This window comes from Polystyrenella longa (assembly GCF_007750395.1).
Classification (GTDB): domain Bacteria; phylum Planctomycetota; class Planctomycetia; order Planctomycetales; family Planctomycetaceae; genus Polystyrenella; species Polystyrenella longa.
Genome location: NZ_CP036281.1, coordinates 4,434,919 through 4,453,406 on the forward strand (window position 1 = coordinate 4,434,919; position 18,488 = coordinate 4,453,406).

An 18,488-nucleotide genomic window follows, 5' to 3' on the forward strand; every position below is an offset into this window, starting at 1 on the left:
TTAGATCATTATTTGATCCACTGTTTTCACTATTAAGACACAAGACTAAAGCATAATCGACCCTAAAAGGGTAACACAACTTAAACCCGGGAGGACAACCCTTTTTTTGTGGATTGCCCAATGGCACCCGCAGTAGCCCCATCAGTCTGTCCTTCAGATACGAACTGCCGTCAGACCAGAAAAACCGGGTTCCTTTTCGTCGTCGTTTAAATATGCGAGAATCGAGCTGATTGGTGAACCGTATTTGGACGTGGTTCCGAAATCAAAACACGTTCTTCCCGTTCCGCAACAGAAAGCAATTATTTCCATGCGACCGAATCGCCTCCGCGAATTACTTGACGCCGATAAACCCACACTGGGCACGCACGCTCACCTTTCCTGGCCCACGGTGATTGAATTGATTGGTCACTCCAAGCAATTTGACTACGTTGAGTTTGTGGGGGAATATGCCCCTTACGATCTCTATGCTCTGGAAAATATCGGTCGCGCGATTGATCTGTTCGATAATTTCTCCGGAATGATGAAAGTCGAACAGGAACCACGACTGCAATTGGCGATTCGCTCGATCGGTTCCGGGATCCAGAACTTGCTCTTCGCTGATATTCGAACGGTGGAAGATGCCGAATTCTGCGTGAAAGCGACACGGGCAGAATGTCCCGGTTCCGATGGCCTGCATGGTGTCGGCATGCGGCGTGATGTCGGATTCGTACTCGAAGCGGGAACACCCGCATTCGTCAAAGCGCTCGACGACGCTGTTGTCGCCGTGATGATGGAAAAGGTTCCAGCCATCGACAACATGGAAGCCATCGTCAACGTCAAAGGGGTCGACATGGTTCAATTCGGTCCAGCAGACTATTCCATGAACCTGGGGCTGACTGGCCAGTTTAAGCATCCCAAAGTGGTCGAAGCAGAAGAGCGTCTGATCAAAGTCTCCCTCGAAGCCGGAGTTGCCCCTCGTGCGGAAATCGGTTCACCCGATCAAGCCAAGCGGTACCTTGATCTCGGAGTGAAACATTTCTGTATGGGAACCGATGTCAGCGTTCTTTACGACTGGTTCTGCCAGAAAGGGGACGGACTCCGTAAAGTGATCGACGGAACAGCCGAAGGAGCTAGCGGAAGCAGCGTTGGCCGCGAAGAGGCGGGTTATAAAGGCTAAAACCGCTGGAAAAACAGCGTGAGACACATCAACCGAAGCACTATTCTGCCCAGTCAACCTGCAAGACCTATCCAACCACTTTGGATTAGAGGCCTATTTCTTGAAAGTAATTTTCAAAAACCTGTTGACTTAAAAATGCGAAACCACTATTTTTCGCCGCGTTGATCAACCAGCCCATTTTTGGACATTTAAGTTGATCTAACACTATAGCAGAATTCAAGTTGTATTTTTCATCTCCTGGAGCAAGGATGTTCAAATGGGAGATGTTGAGCACGTGTTTCATTAGAAACTGTGCAGGCCTGAGCCGCGAGCAAGGATGCAGACCGGTTTCAGAATGCCTGGCTTGAAGGAACGCGAATTTATTAGATTACAATCGCCCCCGGGAGCGGATCGGCCACCTTAGCCCCCCTAGGTTAACCGTCCCTTCCGGGTTTTTTTGCGCGTCGATTTATGCAACATTTTGCAACACCCGCACGAAAAGCTGTACCAAAACAGCACATCCGTGCAATTTTGCAACACTTCTCGGAATTTGAGCATTTTCGCCAAATCGACGAGTATAAGCGATTAGAAGCTGCTATTAGAGCGGTTTCCAAAAAAACGAAAGAATTCCAGCTCTTCGGCACAGTTACTGCATATTAATTGATCGCCTTCGGGGGTTAGCGTTGGCCCGCACTTACCTCCACTTGGCACATATAGAGCGTTACAGGTTCATTCCTGTGACGCTCTTTTTTTTTAACCACTTAATATTTCATTAATTAAAGAATGCTGAGACTTCGAAATCTGGCATCACTCCTGACCGATCTCATCCAACCGGGACTTTGAATCGGCAGTAAGATTCAGCTCTCTCGCCGCAAACGCCTGGTCGAGATGACGCCGTTCCCGTGCTCCGACCAGCATCGAAGTGACCCCTTCGTTTTGAATGACCCAACGTAGTGCAAGTTGTAGCATGGGGATGCCGGTTTCCTCTGCAAGTTTTCGCAGATCGTCGATCACACTATACCCACGTTCGGAAAAGTAAATCGGTTGATGCCCCGGAATGACGTCGAATCGAGAGCCCGTGGGCACTTCTCCATCGCGGCTATACTTGCCTGTCAGGAAGCCCGCCCCCAGCGGACTGTAACTGAGGACGCCCACCTTCTGGTCCTGACAGAGTGGCAACACGTCGCTCTCGATTTCCCTTTGAACCAGATTATAAGGGGGCTGAATCGATTCAATTCGGGGTCCCCCTGTGGAAGCGGACCAGAGCAAACCCTTGGCCAACTGCCAGGCTTGGAAATTGCTGCACCCAATGAACCGCACCTTTCCCGCCTGAACGAGCTCCTCCAAGGCTCCGAGAGTCTCCTCCAATGGTGTCGTATTGTCCCAGCTATGTAACTGGTATAAGTCGATACAGTCCGTCTGTAATCGCTCCAGACTCTCCTCTGCTGAACGGAGGACATAATCCCGGGTCAGCTCTCCATTGACCTTCGTGGCCAGCACAACCTGATCTCGGCAGCCACGATCCTTCATCCAACCTCCGACAACCTGTTCCGAAGCGCCTGCAGCGTAAGCGGCAGCGGTATCGAGAAGGTTGATTCCTTTTTCCAGTGCATAATCCAGGATCTCAAAGGAACTTGCCTGATCAATTTCGCGACCGAAAGTGACGCACCCCATGCCGATTTCACTCACCTGCAGGTCCGTTTGCCCCAAACTTTTCAGTTTCATTTTTATCTCGCTTTGTCATTTCGCCGTTCATGCGGACTGATCGTTACCGTCACCGTTTACTGGTTCGATTGATAACAAAAAAAGCGGCTCCTCCCAATGGAAAGAGCCGCTTTTTGGATTTGTCATACAGAGGGCAAGCCTATACCTGTGGCTCCCAGCCCGGTTCGTATTCCCGTTTCCAGTACTTCATCGCCGCATCGTCGCCGATGATGTGACCGTTATCAGGATTGCAGTTGAGGGTTCGCCCTGTGCGATGGGCAATATTTCCAAGATGACAGAGCAGCGTACTTTTGTGCCCTTCTTCGATCTCAGCATTCAACTTCAGAGGTTCATTGGTCCGCACGGCGTTAATGAAGTCGACGATGTGTTCTAAATCGCCGTTGTTTCCTTTTTCTTCCAACACCACACTATCAGTTTTATTGAACTGCTGGAAACCACCACTCGAATCAATAGCGATCGTGCCGGTTTCACCGTAGAAGGTGGCGAAACCGTCTTTGTGACCATTACAGCTCAGTCCCTGCCAGGTGATCGCTTTGCGATCTTTGAACTCGAAGCCAACCGAATGCGTATCAGCCGTCTGTTGATCATCCTGATATGCATAACGCCCCCCCGTGGAGGTGACTTTGATGGGGTATTCGACACCCAGTCCCCAGCGGCACAGGTCGAGTGAATGGATACCATTGTTGCCGAGTTCGCCGTTACCCCAATGCCAGAACCAGTGCCAGTTGTAATGCACCCGGTTATCCAGATAAGGAGTTCGTGGAGCAGGACCTTGCCACAACTCGTAATCGAGTTCTGCCGGAACATCGGCTGGTTTTCCCGTACCAATCGTTCCCCGGTTAGCGCTGTGATACGCCTTAGCGGAATAAACACGACCGATGGCACCGTCGTGCATTAGCTGAATCGCTTTTTGAATGTTGGCCGAGCTTCGACGCTGAGACCCCATCTGTACGGCTCGGTTATGCTTGCGAGCCGCCTGAATCATCACTTCCCCTTCATAGGGATTATGGCAACAGGGCTTCTCGACATAGACATGCTTTCCAGCAGCACAAGCGAGAATGGTTGCAGGAGCGTGCCAGTGGTTGGGAGCGGCACAAACCAGGGCGTCGACTTCAGGATCGTTCAGAATCTCATTAAAGTCGCCGATCGCTTTGGGGCGTGCTGCACCTGATTTCTCTACAGCGGAGGCACCTGCTTCTGCTCGACCGGAATCGGTATCGCAGGTATATCGAATTTCGACACCCGGTTGAGTGATGAATCTAGCGGCGAGAGCCTTTCCACGCTGCATTCCCATCACACCGATGACCACTTTACTGGGCTCTTCATCAGCCCCTCGTGCGATCGCGGAATTCAGCGCCGTCAGCCCAGCGGCTCCCAGTGCGGTTTGTCCCAGAAACTGTCGTCGATGCAGACCTTCCGTCATGCAGTCATCTCCTCAATTATGTAGAGCATCCGATTAAACCCGGATTTACTCTCGTTAGTTGAATCAGCGAATGGATCAGTATTCAGTTAAATCAGAGTATTCAGTTAAATCAGTATGCATTTAAGTGTACAAGGAGGCTGAGCCTAGATCAATCAAAATGCATACACTTTTGCGGTCTAGATTCACCCTATTTATTAACTGATGAATTGGTTCGCCGTAGGAATTGCGAACCCGAATCGGAATTTGTATGAATCACTCGAATTGCCTGCTGGGAGCCGTCAATTTCATTTTTCGGGATTGAAGAGTCTTCACGTCTTTATGCGGTTCCCGAAGTCACCTTGTCGAGCCAGTTCATTTCCGGGATAGTGGTCGGACAAAATCGATACTCAACAGCTTTTCTTCCCAACTGCACAGCTCCTTTTCCCATTCGGGCAGGGCTTTACCTAATACAGAGCGAAGCCGCATTCTGTGGCTTCATGACTGCCAGAAAGACTTTCATGGCTCAGGATGAACCAGCGGACTCCAAGTTCGGCACGTTCGGAGGTGTATTCACTCCGTGTACGTTAACAATTCTTGGCGTTATTATGTTTCTTCGATTTGGCCAGGTCGTCGGACAATCCGGTGTGTTGTTTGCACTACTGATCGTCGCCGCCTCCAAGTTGATCACTACATTCACGACATTATCCCTGTCGGCCATTGCCACCAACACGAGAGTCAAAGGTGGGGGAGCCTATTATCTGATCAGCAGAAGCCTGGGTGTTGAATTCGGTGGGGCCATCGGTGTCGTCTTTTATCTGGCGCAGGCAATTTCTGTAGCGATGTATGTCATCGGTTTTACGGAAGCATTCCTGATGACTTACAATCTCTCGGCAGATCACTTCATCGCCATTGCGACCGTTGTCAATATAGGGACGTTTATTTGCGTTTACATCGGGGCAAGTTGGGCCATCAAGGTCCAGTATTTCATTCTGGCTGCACTGGCACTATCGCTGGTTTCCTTTTTCGCCGGAGCCATCCCGGATATCAACCTGGAACTACTGCAAACCAATCTTCAGCCCCATTTTGAATCGGGCGAATCCCTGTTTACAATGTTCGCCCTCTTCTTTCCCGCAGTAACAGGCATTATGGCCGGGGCAAATATGTCCGGGGACTTGAAGCGTCCTTCCCAATCCATTCCGACAGGAACCTTGTGGGCCGTATTGGTCACTGGCCTGATTTACATGACGTTGGCACTGGTGCTGGGAACTGTTCGATCTCATGACGAATTGATCAACAACAATCTGATCATGAAAGACATCGCCGTCTGGCCCGCTTTAATCACTGTCGGTGTCTTTGCGGCAACGTTGTCCTCCGCACTTGGCTCCATGATGGGCGCCCCTCGAATTCTGCAGGCGTTCTCCAAAGACGAGATTTTTCATTCGCTCAGATTCTTTGGAGCAGGAAGCGGAGCAACGCGAGAACCACGACGAGCCACCGTCGTCACTTTCGTCATCGCTCAGCTCTGTATCCTGCTGGGAGATTTGAACGCGATCGCTCCGATCATCACGATGTTCTTTATGATCACTTACGGGCTGCTCAATCTCGCCACGTTCTATGAGGCCGTTACCCATAACCCAAGTTACCGACCGACATTCAAATACTGCCACTGGTCCGTTTCTCTGGCCGGTACACTCGGTTGTCTTGCCGTGATGTTTCTGATGAACTGGGTCTGGGCAACCATCTCCATTCTCATGATCGCCGGATTGCACTGGTATATTCGCTTTCGTGAAATTGAATCCCGTTGGGGCGATTTGAACAGTGGAGTCATTTTCGAACGATCGAGACAGAATCTGCTGCGACTGGAACAGGAAGTTTACCACCCGAAGAACTGGCGTCCGATTATCCTGGCCCTGAGCGGCACCGCCTGGACGCGTCCCCACCTGGCGATTTATGGTCACTGGCTGACCTCCGGACATGGGATTCTCAGTCTGGGCCATATTGTGACGGGCAACATTGAAGACTACGCCGAACGACGGGCAAAGTTTGAAGAGACTTTGCGGAACTTCATTAATGATGAAGAGCTGCTCGCCTTTCCCGCTGTCGTGATTTCTCCGTATATTTCTGACGGAATCGAAGCATTGGTACAATGCCATGGAATCGGTGGATTACGTCCCAACACGATTCTGCTTGGTTGGCCCGGTGACGAACAAAAATCGGAAACATTTGGTGCGACCGTTCGGCTTGTTTCCAGGCTGGGTCGTAGCGTAATTGCCGTCCGATTCCTGGATGCCGACGTCGACAATGCCTGGGACGTTCCCCACGGAACCATCGACGTCTGGTGGAGAGGGAAGAAAAACGGATCGCTGATGCTCTTGCTGGCTCACCTGCTTCACCAGAACCCGGAATGGCGCGGCAATCCCATTCGGATGCTGCGTTCCGTTTCCACTGAAACCGGTCGCGAGGATGTAATCAATCACATTGAAGAACAATCCGCGATGGCGCGAATCTCCGTCGAACCGATCGCCATTGTTTCCGAGAACGCAGAAACGGCGATTCAACACCATTCCCGTAATGCGGCAATCGTCATCCTCGGTTTCGAACCTCCCGAAGAGGGCAAAGAGGCCGAGTTCTTCAACCACATGGAAACATTCGCCGGAAACTTGCCGCGCGTCTTATTCGTTAACAGTGCCGGCGGGATGGAACTGGAATCGTAAAAAACGACAACCATCCGATCGCGGTCCTGCAATCGGATGCATCGCGTTTTTTAAATAATCATTTCCTGACGGAGATGAGCCGATTCCAGCATTTCGTTCGTGCTGGTTGGATCGATATCGCGGCACCCTCGGGTGAGCGTCTCCCCCATTTCGCGAAGCTGGTCTTTCCATTCCCCATCGGTGAGACCGGGAGGAGTGACTTGTTCAAACTCTTCCAGCAGCAGAATGAGTCGTAACAGATGCTTGAAAATAATACCTTCCTGTTTGACCAGGTCGCGACCACTGACATACTTGTTGAAGTCCGCGTTAAACGTAAGAAAATCCCCCGCGCACCAGACGGGAGTAATGCGGAAATCGCGAACTCTCGGGAAGTCGGAATGAAATAGCATCCGTAACTTATCGGCGAAGGGAATCGGCCAGCGGCGTTCTTCGAACGGAATGTCATCGTCTCGCGAGGGATAGAGTTCATCATGTGCTGCCAACCCCCGCCTGATGACCTCCTGGTCAAGAAACTCACGAGCCAGATTTCCTGGCGGCATGACTTCAGGATAGGGGACCCTTACATTACGAGCTACTGAACCAGGCATTTCCAACACAGACTCAAAGGCCTGAATCCGTTCCTCCGGCTCCGCCTGAGCGAGTACTTCTGTCAGAAAGACGCCATAAAGCGGGTTGACGCTACGAAACTTCAGCAGCTGATGCATCTTCGATTGAGGATGTGCATATTGAGGAGCATAAATTTCCCGTTCGGGAACATCCTCCGTTTTTTTCTTCTTCTGTTTCGCTTCACCTGTTCCAGCGTCTTCGCGGGCTTCCATCAGTAGTGCCCCGAAAGTTCCCTGCGGTTTCTTGGCGGGTTCTTCTTCCTGCTTTTCTTCTTCTGTCTTTGGTTTTGGCGGGGGAGGATCGAGTTTGACGTATTCACCGATCTCCAGACTGATCAGCATTTGTGTTAGCTCTTTCTCAGCCAGCTCGCGTTGTTTTGGTTCCATCAATCGAAGGGCGATGAATTCTCGAATGCGACTGACATCTGGAGAAATAGTCAACAGATACGCGAGCAACCGCCAGGGCAGGGGACCATTCGAATACAGCTTTCCCGGAGGAGAGGTCTGCAATGTTTCGAATTGAGCTTCCGACCAGTATTGGAAAGTACTGCGACGGGTCGGGGCCTTCTTTTTCATTTTCTTCTTGGCTTTGATCAGCAGCGGGTCTTTGGTGTCTTCCGGAATCTGATCGTATTTCACTTTCCAGCGACTAATTTTGACGTCATCTTCGTGAGCCAGCGCGAATACGTACCCTTGTGTATCAAACTGCGGTCGCCCCGCGCGGCCAAACATCTGATGAGCGCCGCTTGCTTCCATCAGCTTTTTCTTTTTCGGTGGCCCCTTCAACAATTCTGTCAAAACAACCGACCTCGCAGGGAGATTGATTCCCGCTGCTAGCGTTTCGGTACAAACACAAACAGAGAGGAGCTTCTGCTGAAACAGATCCTCGACGATTCGCCGAAAGGAAGGAAGTACCCCGGCGTGGTGAACTCCTACGCCTCTAAGCAGAATCTGTTTAATTTTAGGCCCCGCTCCGTGAGAGAAATCATGTTTTTCCAATTCCTGATTGAGCCGTTCCCGTGTTGGTTTATCGACGAGATGTTTCCCCTTCAGATGCTCCGCGACGGACCAGCATTGTTCTCGATTAAAGCAGAATACCAACGCGGGCGTTTTTCGATCCGCTTCGTCGCCGTCGGTCATCAGTTCCAATTGCTCGCTCAGCAGTTGATCTTCCACCCACTCATATCGGAGAGGAACTTTGCGTTCGAAGCTCTGCACAAGTTGGAGTCGACGTCCATGACTGAGCGTCAACCAGTTCAGGAACTCAGCCGTATTACCGACTGTCGCCGAGAGCAACATTAAGCGGATGTGCTTGGGAAGCAAGGTGAGGGACAGCTCCCAGACAATCCCGCGTTCCCGATCGGCGAAGTTGTGGAACTCATCCATAACGACCGAAGAAACATCTTTGAAATCAAAGGCCTCTGTATGCAGCAATCGGTTCAGCAGAATCTCCGCGACGACCACCAGGACTTTTGCGTTCGGATTGACACTTCGGTTGCCCGTGACCAGTCCGACGTCGTTGGGATCAAACCCCCAGAGAGCCGCTTTCTCCTGCAGCTCACGGAATTTTTGATCGGTTAATGCGATCAAAGGGGTAGTATAGTAGGTCGTAGTGCCGGTTCGCAGTGCCTCGTAAATGGCAGCTTCAGCAATGAGAGTTTTCCCGGTACCAGTCGGGGCACATACCAAGACACCCGTCTTAGTACTGAACCAGGCGAGAAGCGCTTCTTCCTGAACGGGGTAAGGTTCGAACGGAAGCAAATCGAGATATTCAGAACAGAGTTCATCCCGTGAGACCGTCGGGTCGGGTGCATTAAATTCAGACATATAAAATCGAGTCGCTTCCGAAGAGTGAACCTGTTTCGCAGAAAGTTGTCCAGTTGAGAGGACGCCATGAAACAAAAACTGGAAAGTAGAGTTTCATGAGATAACCCTAAAGACAGTTTAATCATAGAGAAAACCCTCAGCCGTCGCGACAGCGCACAGAAACGAATCAAGGCAGGACGAGAATGTTACTTGAAGAACGAACGGACACCATTTGGGATCGCTTCCGAAGCCAAATGCCTATTACCGAAAAATGGGCCTATTTCGATCACGCTGCCGTCGCCCCTATTACCCGGAACGCTCAGCAGGCGTTGCACCGCTGGACGGACCAGGCCGCCCTGGGAGCCATGCAGGGTTGGGGAGCCTGGCGGCAACAGACGGAAGAAGTCCGCAATCTGGGAGCGACCCTCCTGGGGGCGAAAACGGAAGAGATCGCGCTCGTTCACAATACTACCGAAGGAATTAACTTCGTCGTGGAGGGCTTCCCCTGGAAAGAGGGGGACAACGTCGTCACGCTTTCGGGAGAATTTCCGACGAACTACATCCCCTGGCGCGAACTGAAAGCTAAAGGAGTCGAACTCCGTGTTGTCCCGACCGACCGGGGACGCGTCAGCCTGTCGGAAATCGCCGAAGCTTTCGATGACCGCACCCGTCTGCTCACCCTTTCGTGGGTGAACTACGTCAGTGGTTGGCGACATGACCTGAAAGCGATCTCTGACCTCACGCACAGCCGCAATGCTTACCTGATGGTCGACGCGATTCAAGGGTTGGGCGTTCTGCCAATTGATGTGGAATCAATGGGAATTGACTTCCTCTCCGCCGACGGACACAAATGGTTGCTTGGACCTGAGGGGGCCGGATTCTTTTATGTCAAACAGGATCTCTTAAACCTGCTCCGTCCGATCATGACTGGCTGGAACAGCGTGGAAGAAACCTGGAGTTTCGACAAACTGGATCGAGAACTCAAACAGAATGCTTCTCGCTACGAAGGAGGGACGGCCAACCATGGTTTGATTACCGCGCTCGGGGAGAGTTTGAAATTACTCTTGGACATCGGTGTCGACAATATCGAACAACGTCTACTTGCACTCAACGAGCAGATTCGCTGCCGACTGGAACAAATCGGTGGGGAAGTTCTCAGCCCGCGTAAGTTCGAAAACCGTTCCGGAATTGTTTCCGTTCGTTTTGATCAGGTTGATGCATCCGCAATCCAACGCGCCTGCCGAGAGCAGGGGGTACTCGTGAATTCACGGGGAGGTGCCATTCGCATCAGTCCGCACCTTTATACGAATGGCGAAGAGATCGATCGATTAATCGACGCGATTGAATCCGCAACAGCATCGGCTTAAGCCACAGGGCGTTCGCTCTGTTTTCCTGCCGTTTTCAGATACTCTACCGGTGCAGCAGGATGAGCAGAGGAGGTCAGCCTCAGGTGTAACTTACCCAGGAGGCTTAGCAACTGCTGGGATTCGTTCTGATGTAAAGATGCAAACAATCGAGTGAGAAGTTGGTTGATTTGCCCCTGAACCTGACCGAGGATTTGTAGCGATTTCGTCGTCAGCAGCAGGTTCGATTTCCGTCGATCCGCCTGAGAGCGAATTCGGTAAACCCAACCATCGCGCCGCATCCGAGCGACCATCGCACTGATGTTCGCTTCGGACTGGCCGAGGCTCTGTGCCAGTTCGACCTGCGTACAGCCTTGGGGATGGGCGAGTGAAAGGGCTTTCAGAATCTCGATCCGGGCTTCGTTTAAATCGCTCTGATCGTAGACCAGCTGTAACTCTTCATCGATCTGCCCGAGAACTGTCCGCAACAGCAGGGTTGTTTCCTGCTCAACCGAATCAACAGGTTTCGTTGCTGCCGACTCCTGCGGAAACGGGATCGACTGCCGATCTTCGGCGAAGGTATTCGAGAGCAAAGATTCCGGCGAATCCGCAAATGGATCCGGGGCTGCTTCTGCGTGTCGGTTCTGCTCCATCGTCATCCACTCCGAACTGATTCTGCCGGGCAATTCACTGCTTTCGTGACCCGGAAATATTCCCTTAACCAGTTCATACTTCGGCTACGAAGGATCACTCTCTTGAGTGGGAATCGAGTTCGTCTGCATATTCCAGCAAAATTTTGGCATCGATGGCTGCTCTCTCTCCTCCGATGCGTTAATCTGGAGAAGATAGAATTCTTTGCATTCATTCAACACTCACTATGCCCCGCTTCGTGGCGGGAAAGGATCGTATTGATGCCATCTACTGCTCACTGGTCTTACTTTTCCTATTTCCTTGCTCACCTTCTGATATCCAGTGGAGCGGCGACGACATTACAGGCCCAATCAGCAGAGTCCAAATCGAACCAACCCAACATTGTCATCATCTTCTGCGATGACTTGGGGTATGGTGATTTAGGCTGTTTCGGACACCCCACGATCCAAACCCCTCACCTTGATCGAATGGCGGCTGAGGGAATGAAACTGACGCAGTTTTATTCCGCGTCACCTGTTTGTACCCCGTCTCGAGCCGCGTTGATGACGGGCAGGCTCCCCATTCGTAGTGGGATGTGCAGTAACACCAAACGGGTTCTCTACCCCGACTCGGCAGGCGGTATTCCGGAATCAGAGGTTTTACTTCCGGAAGCACTCAAGGAGGCGGGTTACGCCACAGGTTGCTTTGGCAAATGGCATTTGGGGCATCTTCCCCAATTTCTGCCAACGAACAATGGCTTCGACGAATACTTTGGAATTCCTTATTCCAACGACATGGACCGGGCCGCAGACAGCCCTCGGGGACGGGCCGCTTTTAATGCTCCTGAAGTCGAGTACTGGAACAATCCCATCCTTCGGGGGACGAAAGAAATTGAGCGTCCCAGCCACCAACCCACCATCACGAAACGGTATACGGAAGAAGCGATCCGATTCATCAAAGAAAACGAAGAGAACCCCTTCTTCGTATACCTCCCCCACAGCATGCCGCATATCCCACTCTTTCGCTCCGAGGATTTCGCAGGCAAAAGCCGTCGCGGTCTTTATGGAGATGTCATCGAAGAACTGGATTGGTCCGTCGGACAGATACTCCAGACATTGCGTGAACAGAATCTCGATCACAAAACACTCGTCTTTTTCACCAGCGACAATGGACCTTGGTTGACTCATGGTTTACAGGGAGGCTCTGCGGGTCTGCTGCGGGATGGAAAAGGCTCTACTTGGGAAGGGGGAATGCGGGAACCATGCATCGCCTGGTGGCCGGGAACTATTCCTGCCGGAACATCCACCGCCGAACTGGGCAGCACCATGGATCTCTACGTGACCAGCATCAACCTGGCAGGAGGAAAAGTTCCCGACGACCGGCCTGTCGATGGTTACGACCTGACTAAAGTGATTAAAGAGAACAGCAAAAGCCCCCGGGAAGTCATGTACTATTACCGCGGCCAGCGGCTAATGGCGATTCGCAAAGGTCCCTGGAAAGCGCATTTCATGACCCAGGCTTCTTATGGACAACGAGAACCCGTCGTCGAAGAAACGCCTGTTTTGTATCATTTGGAATACGACCCCAGTGAAGTTCATAACGTCGCCGAACAACATCCTGAAGTTATTGCTGAACTCACGGAGTTGGCGGAACAACATAAATCGGGAGTGGAAGTCGTTCCCTCGCAATTGGAACTTCGACTGGGCAAGACCGAATAAACTGAACGACACCCAAGCACCCACTCATTGGCCACCACAATTCACACGGAAGTAATACAATGAACGGTAAAATGGCATTTCGATCCGCTCGGTGGATTGCAATGACGTTCCTGATTCTGGGGATGCTCGCCTGGTCATCCAGCGTGATGGCGCAAAACAACAAACCACTGGTGCAGGTGAATGGAACCACGATCACTGAACGAGATTTGCAACTCCAGTTCCTCACGCGGAATATACCAGCGGAACAGCAGCTGGAATTACGAGAATCTTTTCTCAACGACCTCATCGAACAGCGATTGATTCAGGAATACCTGCAAGAAGAGAAAGTTCAAGTTAATAAAGTGCGCGTTGAAGAATCATTATCGCGAGTTTATAAAATCATCCGAGAAGCTGATCGAGACCCCGTAGAGGTTCTGGAACGACTGGGACTCAACGAGCAAATGCTGCGCGACGAATTGATGCTGCCTCTCGCCTGGCAGGTGCATCTCGAAGAAAAAGTTTCTTCAGACAAGCTCCGCGAGTTCTATGTACAACAGGGACGCTATCGTCAGTTTGATGGAACCAAACTTCACCTGCGGCAGATTTTTCTGAAATTAAGAACGGCCGATGCCGTAGACGAAATGGTCGAGCGAATGAATCAGATTGCTCAACAGATCTCCGACGGAAAGATCGACTTCGGGGACGCCGCTCGTAAGTACTCCGAAGCTCCGACTGCCGCTCAAGGTGGCGATCTTGGTTTCGTTCCTTATGAAGGTGTGATGCCGCTCTCAATTACCGGCCCCGCCTTTGCGCTACAGAAAGGGGAACTCAGCGAACCCTTTGTTTCCCCATTCGGAGTCCACTTGATTCAGGTCGTCGATGAGAAACCAGGCGATCTCAGTCTGGAAGATGTTCGAACCGAGGTTTGGAACGCGATGAGCGAATCAGTTTGGAACGACATAGTCTCCCATCGACGCGATGAAGCCGACATCGAGTGGATCAAGTAGTTCGAAAAGAAAGTTTAGAAGTTTATTCTTCGATTTCCACCCGAGCCTGATCCGTCAGTTCTGAGTCCGGTGCCAGTATGACCTGATCGCGACTTTCTATTCCCTTTAAGATCTCGACTTCGAAGTCATTCATCAGGCCTGTGTCTACTTCTGTTTTCATGGCTTTGCCATTACGCACGACGAAGAGCGACCAATTGTTGTTGAGGTCGCGAAAGAGGCTCGTTCGTGGCACTATCAAGGTATCGTCGCGTTCTTCCGTGATGATACTCACCCGCAGCCGATAGTCGATGCCCAGCTTTTTGTTAAGTTCCTTCTCGATCTCCAAGAGTGGTTTTTCAAACTGAATAATGACCAGTACCCGCTGCTCTTCGACTCCCAGCGACGATACCTTCGTGAAACCCTGTGGATAAATCTTGGTCACCTTACCGTTGATTTTCGCATCACCTACCGTCGGGCCTTCGATTTCAACCGCATCGCCCACTTCGATCTCAACAGCCTGTTGCGTCAGCACTTCCGCCTCGACTTCCAGTTTGTCCATCTCGCCAAGTTCCAACAGCACTTCTCCCGCCTGCATCACTTTTTCGTTGGAGACATGCCGTTTCAGCACGGTTCCGGAGACAGGAGTTTTAATGACTGACCGGTTCAGGTCCCGTTGATCTCGCAGACGTTCATCTTCCGAATTTATCTTGGCAATTAGCATGGCGGTCTGAATCGCCTGTATCGACCGCCAGGTTAACACGTCCGTCCGATGGTCCACGCGACTTTCAAATTGTGCTAACTCGGATGCTCCCAGGTCTGATTCGGAGATCGCCTTTTTCTCCGCCAATTCACTGACGCGCTCGTACTCTCGCTCCTCATACTCAAACTTAGCCAGACTCGCATTAATCTGCTCCTGGGCCGCCTCCACAGCCAAATTGATTGACTTGACCACTTCAACAAACTGATTCACTTGTGCGTCGCTCGCTTTGAGATCGGTTTCCAGATCATCGTCGTCCATTTGAGCCACTTGCTGGCCCGATTTCACCTGATCACCTTCTTCGAGTTCGATCGGCATGATTCGCCCCGTCAGCGGCATCGTAATTTCGTGAATCTCAGGAAGACGGGTTTTGGCACGTTCTTCAATAAAAGCGCGAATGGTCCCCTGGCGAACAGTCGCCACTTCGACCAGCATGCCTGATTGCAAATATAACCAGTAACCAAACGCGGCAACGGCGACGAGAACGACAAAGATAATTAAGAAACGTTTCATTGATCAGTGCCTGACAAGGAGAGAGGGAACGAGACCGTTAACCTTACTCTTTAACATTCAATGCCGCAGTCCAGTCAAGTCGATCAATCGATCGTTTTAACGGTACATGCGCCAACAAGGTAAAACCGATTCCCACCGCAATCGTGATGAGAATTGAACGAGGAGCGATTACAAATGGAATCCGGAACAAATCGGTCCCCATGCTCTCACATAAAAGCCAACCCAGCCCAATGCCCAGGGGGAGCCCGACCAGTAGACCAATGACATTCAGCACGAGCGATTCCTGCAGGAACATACTCGCAATCTCCCGGGTCGTATAACCCAGTACGTGTAATGTCGCAATTTCCTGTTCCCGTTCGGAGAGAGAGATCAGTGAAGAGTTCAACACCGAACCGAAGAAAATCATACCGGCGAAGACAATCGTAATGCCAAGAGAAATCATCAACTGGCCCGTCATCGTTACTTCCAGCAATTCCTTATCGTGGCGGGCAGAGGAAACAGACTGAACTCCTGGTGTATTCTTTAACTCACGAAGAAACTCATTCTCGACTTTCTTATTACGGACCGTCTTAAGTTGAATCGAACTAACTGATTCTTCATTGTCGACCAGACGATTGAGATAATCGATGTTCACATAAGCAGACAGACCCAGGTAAGAATTAATAATCCCCGCGACGGGCACCGCTCGTACTTCCTGTTCCCGTTCGGTGGGTTCGAAGTGGAGAATATCTCCCTCCGTGACATGCAAAATCTCCGCCAGACGTTTCGTCAGCAGTAAACCAACCGGCGGCAATTCCTGTCTTTCCCCGTCGACATTCATCGGGACCGTCAATTGAGAATGATTTATCAGGCCCGTAACCGAAACTTTTTTCTCATGATGCTCATACCGCAGTTTACAGGGAACATTCAAGATAGGTTCGGCGTAATCCACTCCCGGCATCCGTCTTGTTTCGAGATAAGCGGAGTAGCCTCGCGGGTCTTTAAAGCTGATTTCATAATCATTTACCAGCACTTTGGAAAACTGGAAGTCCATCATTTCATCCATGCTGTCGTGCATCGCCATCACAATCATCAACAGCATCGCTCCCATACTGGCGGCGAAGATACCGGCCAGAGAACGCATTCGATTGCGGGCAATGCCACGCAATGAGAACTGCGTCTGCAATCGGAAAGACTTCCACAAGGTCGTCCATTTCTCCAACCAGATGCGTCTTCCCTGAATGGGTGGTTTGGGCCGCATCGCTTCGGCAGGAGAGAGCTTCATCACTTTTTTCACACCGCGTATCGATCCCAGAATCGAAAACAACAGGCTGATCAACACGCCCGTCATTAGAATTCCCGGATAAGGCCGATTGATCAATCGCGGAAATTCAAAATAAGTGGAGTAAACATTCGTCGTGATAATGCCCGCAAACCAATATCCCAGAATGGATCCTGCGATCCCACCGCATAAACCGATCACCCCACCGAACTTCAAATAGTGTGAGAGGATCTCTCGATTCGTGTAACCGATTGCTTTTAATGTTCCCACCACAGTTCGTTGCTGTTCCACCAACCGGAGCATCAAAACATTAAGAATAATGGCCGCGACGGAAAGAAAGATCCCCGGCAGAATAATAACCACCGTTTTCAGGTTCTCGATTTCGCTAGAGAGAAAGAAGTGAGACGACTGATCTTCCAGTGGCGTGACTGCAGAAACTCCATAGGGATCCAACACCTGCTCGATCCGGTCGAGTACGTCATCAGGATGTTCCCGATACGATTCATCCAACAAGCCGACCACCTGGTTACACGCCTCTTGATAATTAAACAGGTCTTCCGCCAGACTCTCTTTGATATAAAAAATACCGGAATTCGCCGGATCAGGAATAAGCCCTCCCCCTCCAACAACATAGACATACTCTGAACTGAGAGCCGTTCCGACGATATAAAATTGTTCCTTACGTTCATTCAGGATCAGTTCTATGTGGTCGCCTGGTTTCAGGTTTCGTTCCCGGGCGAACGAGTCATTCAGAATTATTTCCGGGTGAAGCGAATCCGTGAAGTAGCTCCCTTTGCGGATAACAATATTATTGATAATCGGTGACGGCTCTGCAGGAAGCGACAGCACTTGTCCCGACACAGGACGATCGACACTGGGCAAATCAACGGTGACAGGAAACAGAATTCGCGGTCGAAACTCGGAGACACCTTTAATGTCGTGCAACTGATTCAGTTCAATCGTGGGCATCTTTTTCAGACTGACCGTGAAATCGGCCATTCGGCACTGGCTGTAATAGATGCGGCGCGAGGTTTCCAGATTGAAGTAGAGAGAGGCCATTCCCACAAAAAAGAGCACACCCGCCCCGATAATGCCGATGATCGCCGCCAGCATTCCCCGGGAAGATTGCATTTCCCGCCATAGTTTTCGGTCGAGTGGTTTCACCAGCTGATTTCCTCCGGTGAAATGGGATGCTCGTTCTCTGTCATCGACGCAATCGTGCCCGAACCAATATGCACAGTACGGGTCGCCATCTCTGAAATCGCTGAGTTGTGGGTAATCAGTACTACGGTCTTTCCCAACTCCTGATTCAGCTTATGCAGGACACCCAAAATGCTGCGCCCTGTAGAGAGGTCCAATGCCCCCGTAGGTTCGTCGCACAGCAGTAGTCTGGGATTCTTGGCGATGGCACGGGCAATGGCGACTCGCTGTTGTTCGCCCCCCGACATCTGCGAGGGGAAATGCTCCACCCGATGTTCGAGGCCGACCAGTTCCAAAGCTCCTGCCGGATCCATTCCCTCCTGGCTTAACTCGCTCGCGATTTGAACATTCTCAGTCGCAGTTAACGTGGGCACTAAGTTGTAGAATTGAAAAACAAAACCGACATGCTCGCGTCGATAAGCGGTTAACTGGGGATCCGTAAAACTGCTGACCTGCTGTTCTGGCCGATCAAACCAGATCTTACCTGTAGTTGGGCGGTCCAGTCCTCCGATCAAGTTCAGCAGCGTACTCTTCCCCGACCCGGAAGGCCCGACGATGACGACAAAGTCTCCCTGTTTAATCTGCAGATTGATCTCATGCAGCACGGGGACTTTCACGTCGCCCATAAAGAACGTCTTGCTAACATTCTCGATCGAAATGATCGTTTCGGCACTCATGCATTCTCATTTCCACAGCACAACCCGGCTAGGGAGG

The 18,488-nt window shown here is 51.1% G+C and carries 12 protein-coding genes; 5 read left to right on the top strand and 7 right to left on the bottom strand.

Going from position 1 to position 18,488, the window contains the following annotated elements; all coding sequences use genetic code 11:
• Nucleotides 1-307: 307 nt before the first annotated feature.
• Nucleotides 308-1,156 carry an HpcH/HpaI aldolase family protein gene (locus Pla110_RS16410; RefSeq protein ID WP_144997186.1) on the top strand — a complete coding sequence of 283 codons (849 nt, stop codon included), beginning with the start codon at nt 308-310 and terminating at the stop codon, nt 1,154-1,156.
• 786 nt (nt 1,157-1,942) lie between these two features.
• Here the strand turns inward: Pla110_RS16410 and Pla110_RS16415 are convergent.
• A complete protein-coding gene (locus Pla110_RS16415; RefSeq protein WP_144997188.1) occupies nt 1,943-2,860 on the bottom strand; it encodes an aldo/keto reductase in 918 nt (305 codons plus the stop codon).
• A gap of 139 nt (nt 2,861-2,999) precedes the next feature.
• Nucleotides 3,000-4,283 (bottom strand): Gfo/Idh/MocA family protein, encoded by a 1,284-nt coding sequence (locus tag Pla110_RS16420; RefSeq protein WP_144997190.1) that lies wholly within the window; start codon nt 4,281-4,283, stop codon nt 3,000-3,002.
• A gap of 497 nt (nt 4,284-4,780) precedes the next feature.
• Between Pla110_RS16420 and Pla110_RS16425 the strand changes: the two genes are divergently transcribed.
• Nucleotides 4,781-6,976: an APC family permease gene (locus tag Pla110_RS16425; RefSeq protein WP_144997192.1), complete on the top strand. Its 2,196-nt coding sequence runs from the start codon at nt 4,781-4,783 to the stop codon at nt 6,974-6,976.
• A gap of 50 nt (nt 6,977-7,026) precedes the next feature.
• Here the strand turns inward: Pla110_RS16425 and Pla110_RS16430 are convergent, their stop codons facing one another.
• Complete coding sequence (locus tag Pla110_RS16430; protein ID WP_144997194.1) at nt 7,027-9,408, bottom strand: DEAD/DEAH box helicase; 2,382 nt, start codon at nt 9,406-9,408, stop codon at nt 7,027-7,029.
• Nucleotides 9,409-9,590: 182 nt separating this feature from the next.
• On the opposite strand from Pla110_RS16430, the gene Pla110_RS16435 reads away from it, so the two are divergent.
• On the top strand, nt 9,591-10,754 hold the full coding sequence (locus Pla110_RS16435) for an aminotransferase class V-fold PLP-dependent enzyme (RefSeq protein ID WP_144997196.1): 1,164 nt from the start codon (nt 9,591-9,593) through the stop codon (nt 10,752-10,754).
• Here the strand turns inward: Pla110_RS16435 and Pla110_RS16440 are convergent.
• The gene (locus Pla110_RS16440; protein ID WP_197440247.1) at nt 10,751-11,383 is read right to left on the bottom strand and encodes a MarR family winged helix-turn-helix transcriptional regulator; all 633 of its coding nucleotides are present in this window, start codon (nt 11,381-11,383) and stop codon (nt 10,751-10,753) included. The two genes, Pla110_RS16435 and Pla110_RS16440, sit on opposite strands and share 4 nt — an antisense overlap.
• 258 nt (nt 11,384-11,641) lie before the next feature.
• Between Pla110_RS16440 and Pla110_RS16445 the strand changes: the two genes are divergently transcribed.
• Together Pla110_RS16445 and Pla110_RS16450 are read left to right on the top strand one after the other, a co-directional pair.
• Nucleotides 11,642-13,078, top strand: coding sequence for a sulfatase family protein (locus Pla110_RS16445; protein ID WP_144997200.1), 1,437 nt, complete (start codon nt 11,642-11,644; stop codon nt 13,076-13,078).
• Nucleotides 13,079-13,149: 71 nt separating this feature from the next.
• Nucleotides 13,150-14,064, top strand: coding sequence for a peptidylprolyl isomerase (locus tag Pla110_RS16450; RefSeq protein WP_197440248.1), 915 nt, complete (start codon nt 13,150-13,152; stop codon nt 14,062-14,064).
• A 22-nt stretch (nt 14,065-14,086) separates the two neighbouring features.
• Here Pla110_RS16450 and Pla110_RS16455 read toward each other — a convergent pair whose 3' ends face one another.
• From Pla110_RS16455 to Pla110_RS16465, 3 genes are read right to left on the bottom strand one after another with little or no spacing between them, the layout of a single operon-like run.
• On the bottom strand, nt 14,087-15,313 hold the full coding sequence (locus tag Pla110_RS16455; protein WP_144997204.1) for an efflux RND transporter periplasmic adaptor subunit: 1,227 nt from the start codon (nt 15,311-15,313) through the stop codon (nt 14,087-14,089).
• Between the two features lie 43 nt (nt 15,314-15,356).
• Nucleotides 15,357-17,738 carry an ABC transporter permease gene (locus tag Pla110_RS16460; protein ID WP_144997206.1) on the bottom strand — a complete coding sequence of 794 codons (2,382 nt, stop codon included), beginning with the start codon at nt 17,736-17,738 and terminating at the stop codon, nt 15,357-15,359.
• Complete coding sequence (locus Pla110_RS16465) at nt 17,735-18,451, bottom strand: ABC transporter ATP-binding protein (protein WP_144997208.1); 717 nt, start codon at nt 18,449-18,451, stop codon at nt 17,735-17,737. The genes Pla110_RS16460 and Pla110_RS16465 overlap by 4 nt, the downstream gene beginning before the upstream one ends.
• Nucleotides 18,452-18,488: the final 37 nt, after the last annotated feature.

What these genes read in the sequence shown, in the direction of transcription:
- Pla110_RS16410 (WP_144997186.1), top strand. Translation starts at nt 308, where the DNA reads ATGCGACCGAATCGCCTCCGCGAATTACTTGACGCCGATAAACCCACA.
- Pla110_RS16415 (WP_144997188.1), bottom strand. Translation starts at nt 2,860, where the DNA reads ATGAAACTGAAAAGTTTGGGGCAAACGGACCTGCAGGTGAGTGAAATC.
- Pla110_RS16420 (WP_144997190.1), bottom strand. Translation starts at nt 4,283, where the DNA reads ATGACGGAAGGTCTGCATCGACGACAGTTTCTGGGACAAACCGCACTG.
- Pla110_RS16425 (WP_144997192.1), top strand. Translation starts at nt 4,781, where the DNA reads ATGGCTCAGGATGAACCAGCGGACTCCAAGTTCGGCACGTTCGGAGGT.
- Pla110_RS16430 (WP_144997194.1), bottom strand. Translation starts at nt 9,408, where the DNA reads ATGTCTGAATTTAATGCACCCGACCCGACGGTCTCACGGGATGAACTC.
- Pla110_RS16435 (WP_144997196.1), top strand. Translation starts at nt 9,591, where the DNA reads ATGTTACTTGAAGAACGAACGGACACCATTTGGGATCGCTTCCGAAGC.
- Pla110_RS16440 (WP_197440247.1), bottom strand. Translation starts at nt 11,383, where the DNA reads ATGGAGCAGAACCGACACGCAGAAGCAGCCCCGGATCCATTTGCGGAT.
- Pla110_RS16445 (WP_144997200.1), top strand. Translation starts at nt 11,642, where the DNA reads ATGCCATCTACTGCTCACTGGTCTTACTTTTCCTATTTCCTTGCTCAC.
- Pla110_RS16450 (WP_197440248.1), top strand. Translation starts at nt 13,150, where the DNA reads ATGGCATTTCGATCCGCTCGGTGGATTGCAATGACGTTCCTGATTCTG.
- Pla110_RS16455 (WP_144997204.1), bottom strand. Translation starts at nt 15,313, where the DNA reads ATGAAACGTTTCTTAATTATCTTTGTCGTTCTCGTCGCCGTTGCCGCG.
- Pla110_RS16465 (WP_144997208.1), bottom strand. Translation starts at nt 18,451, where the DNA reads ATGAGTGCCGAAACGATCATTTCGATCGAGAATGTTAGCAAGACGTTC.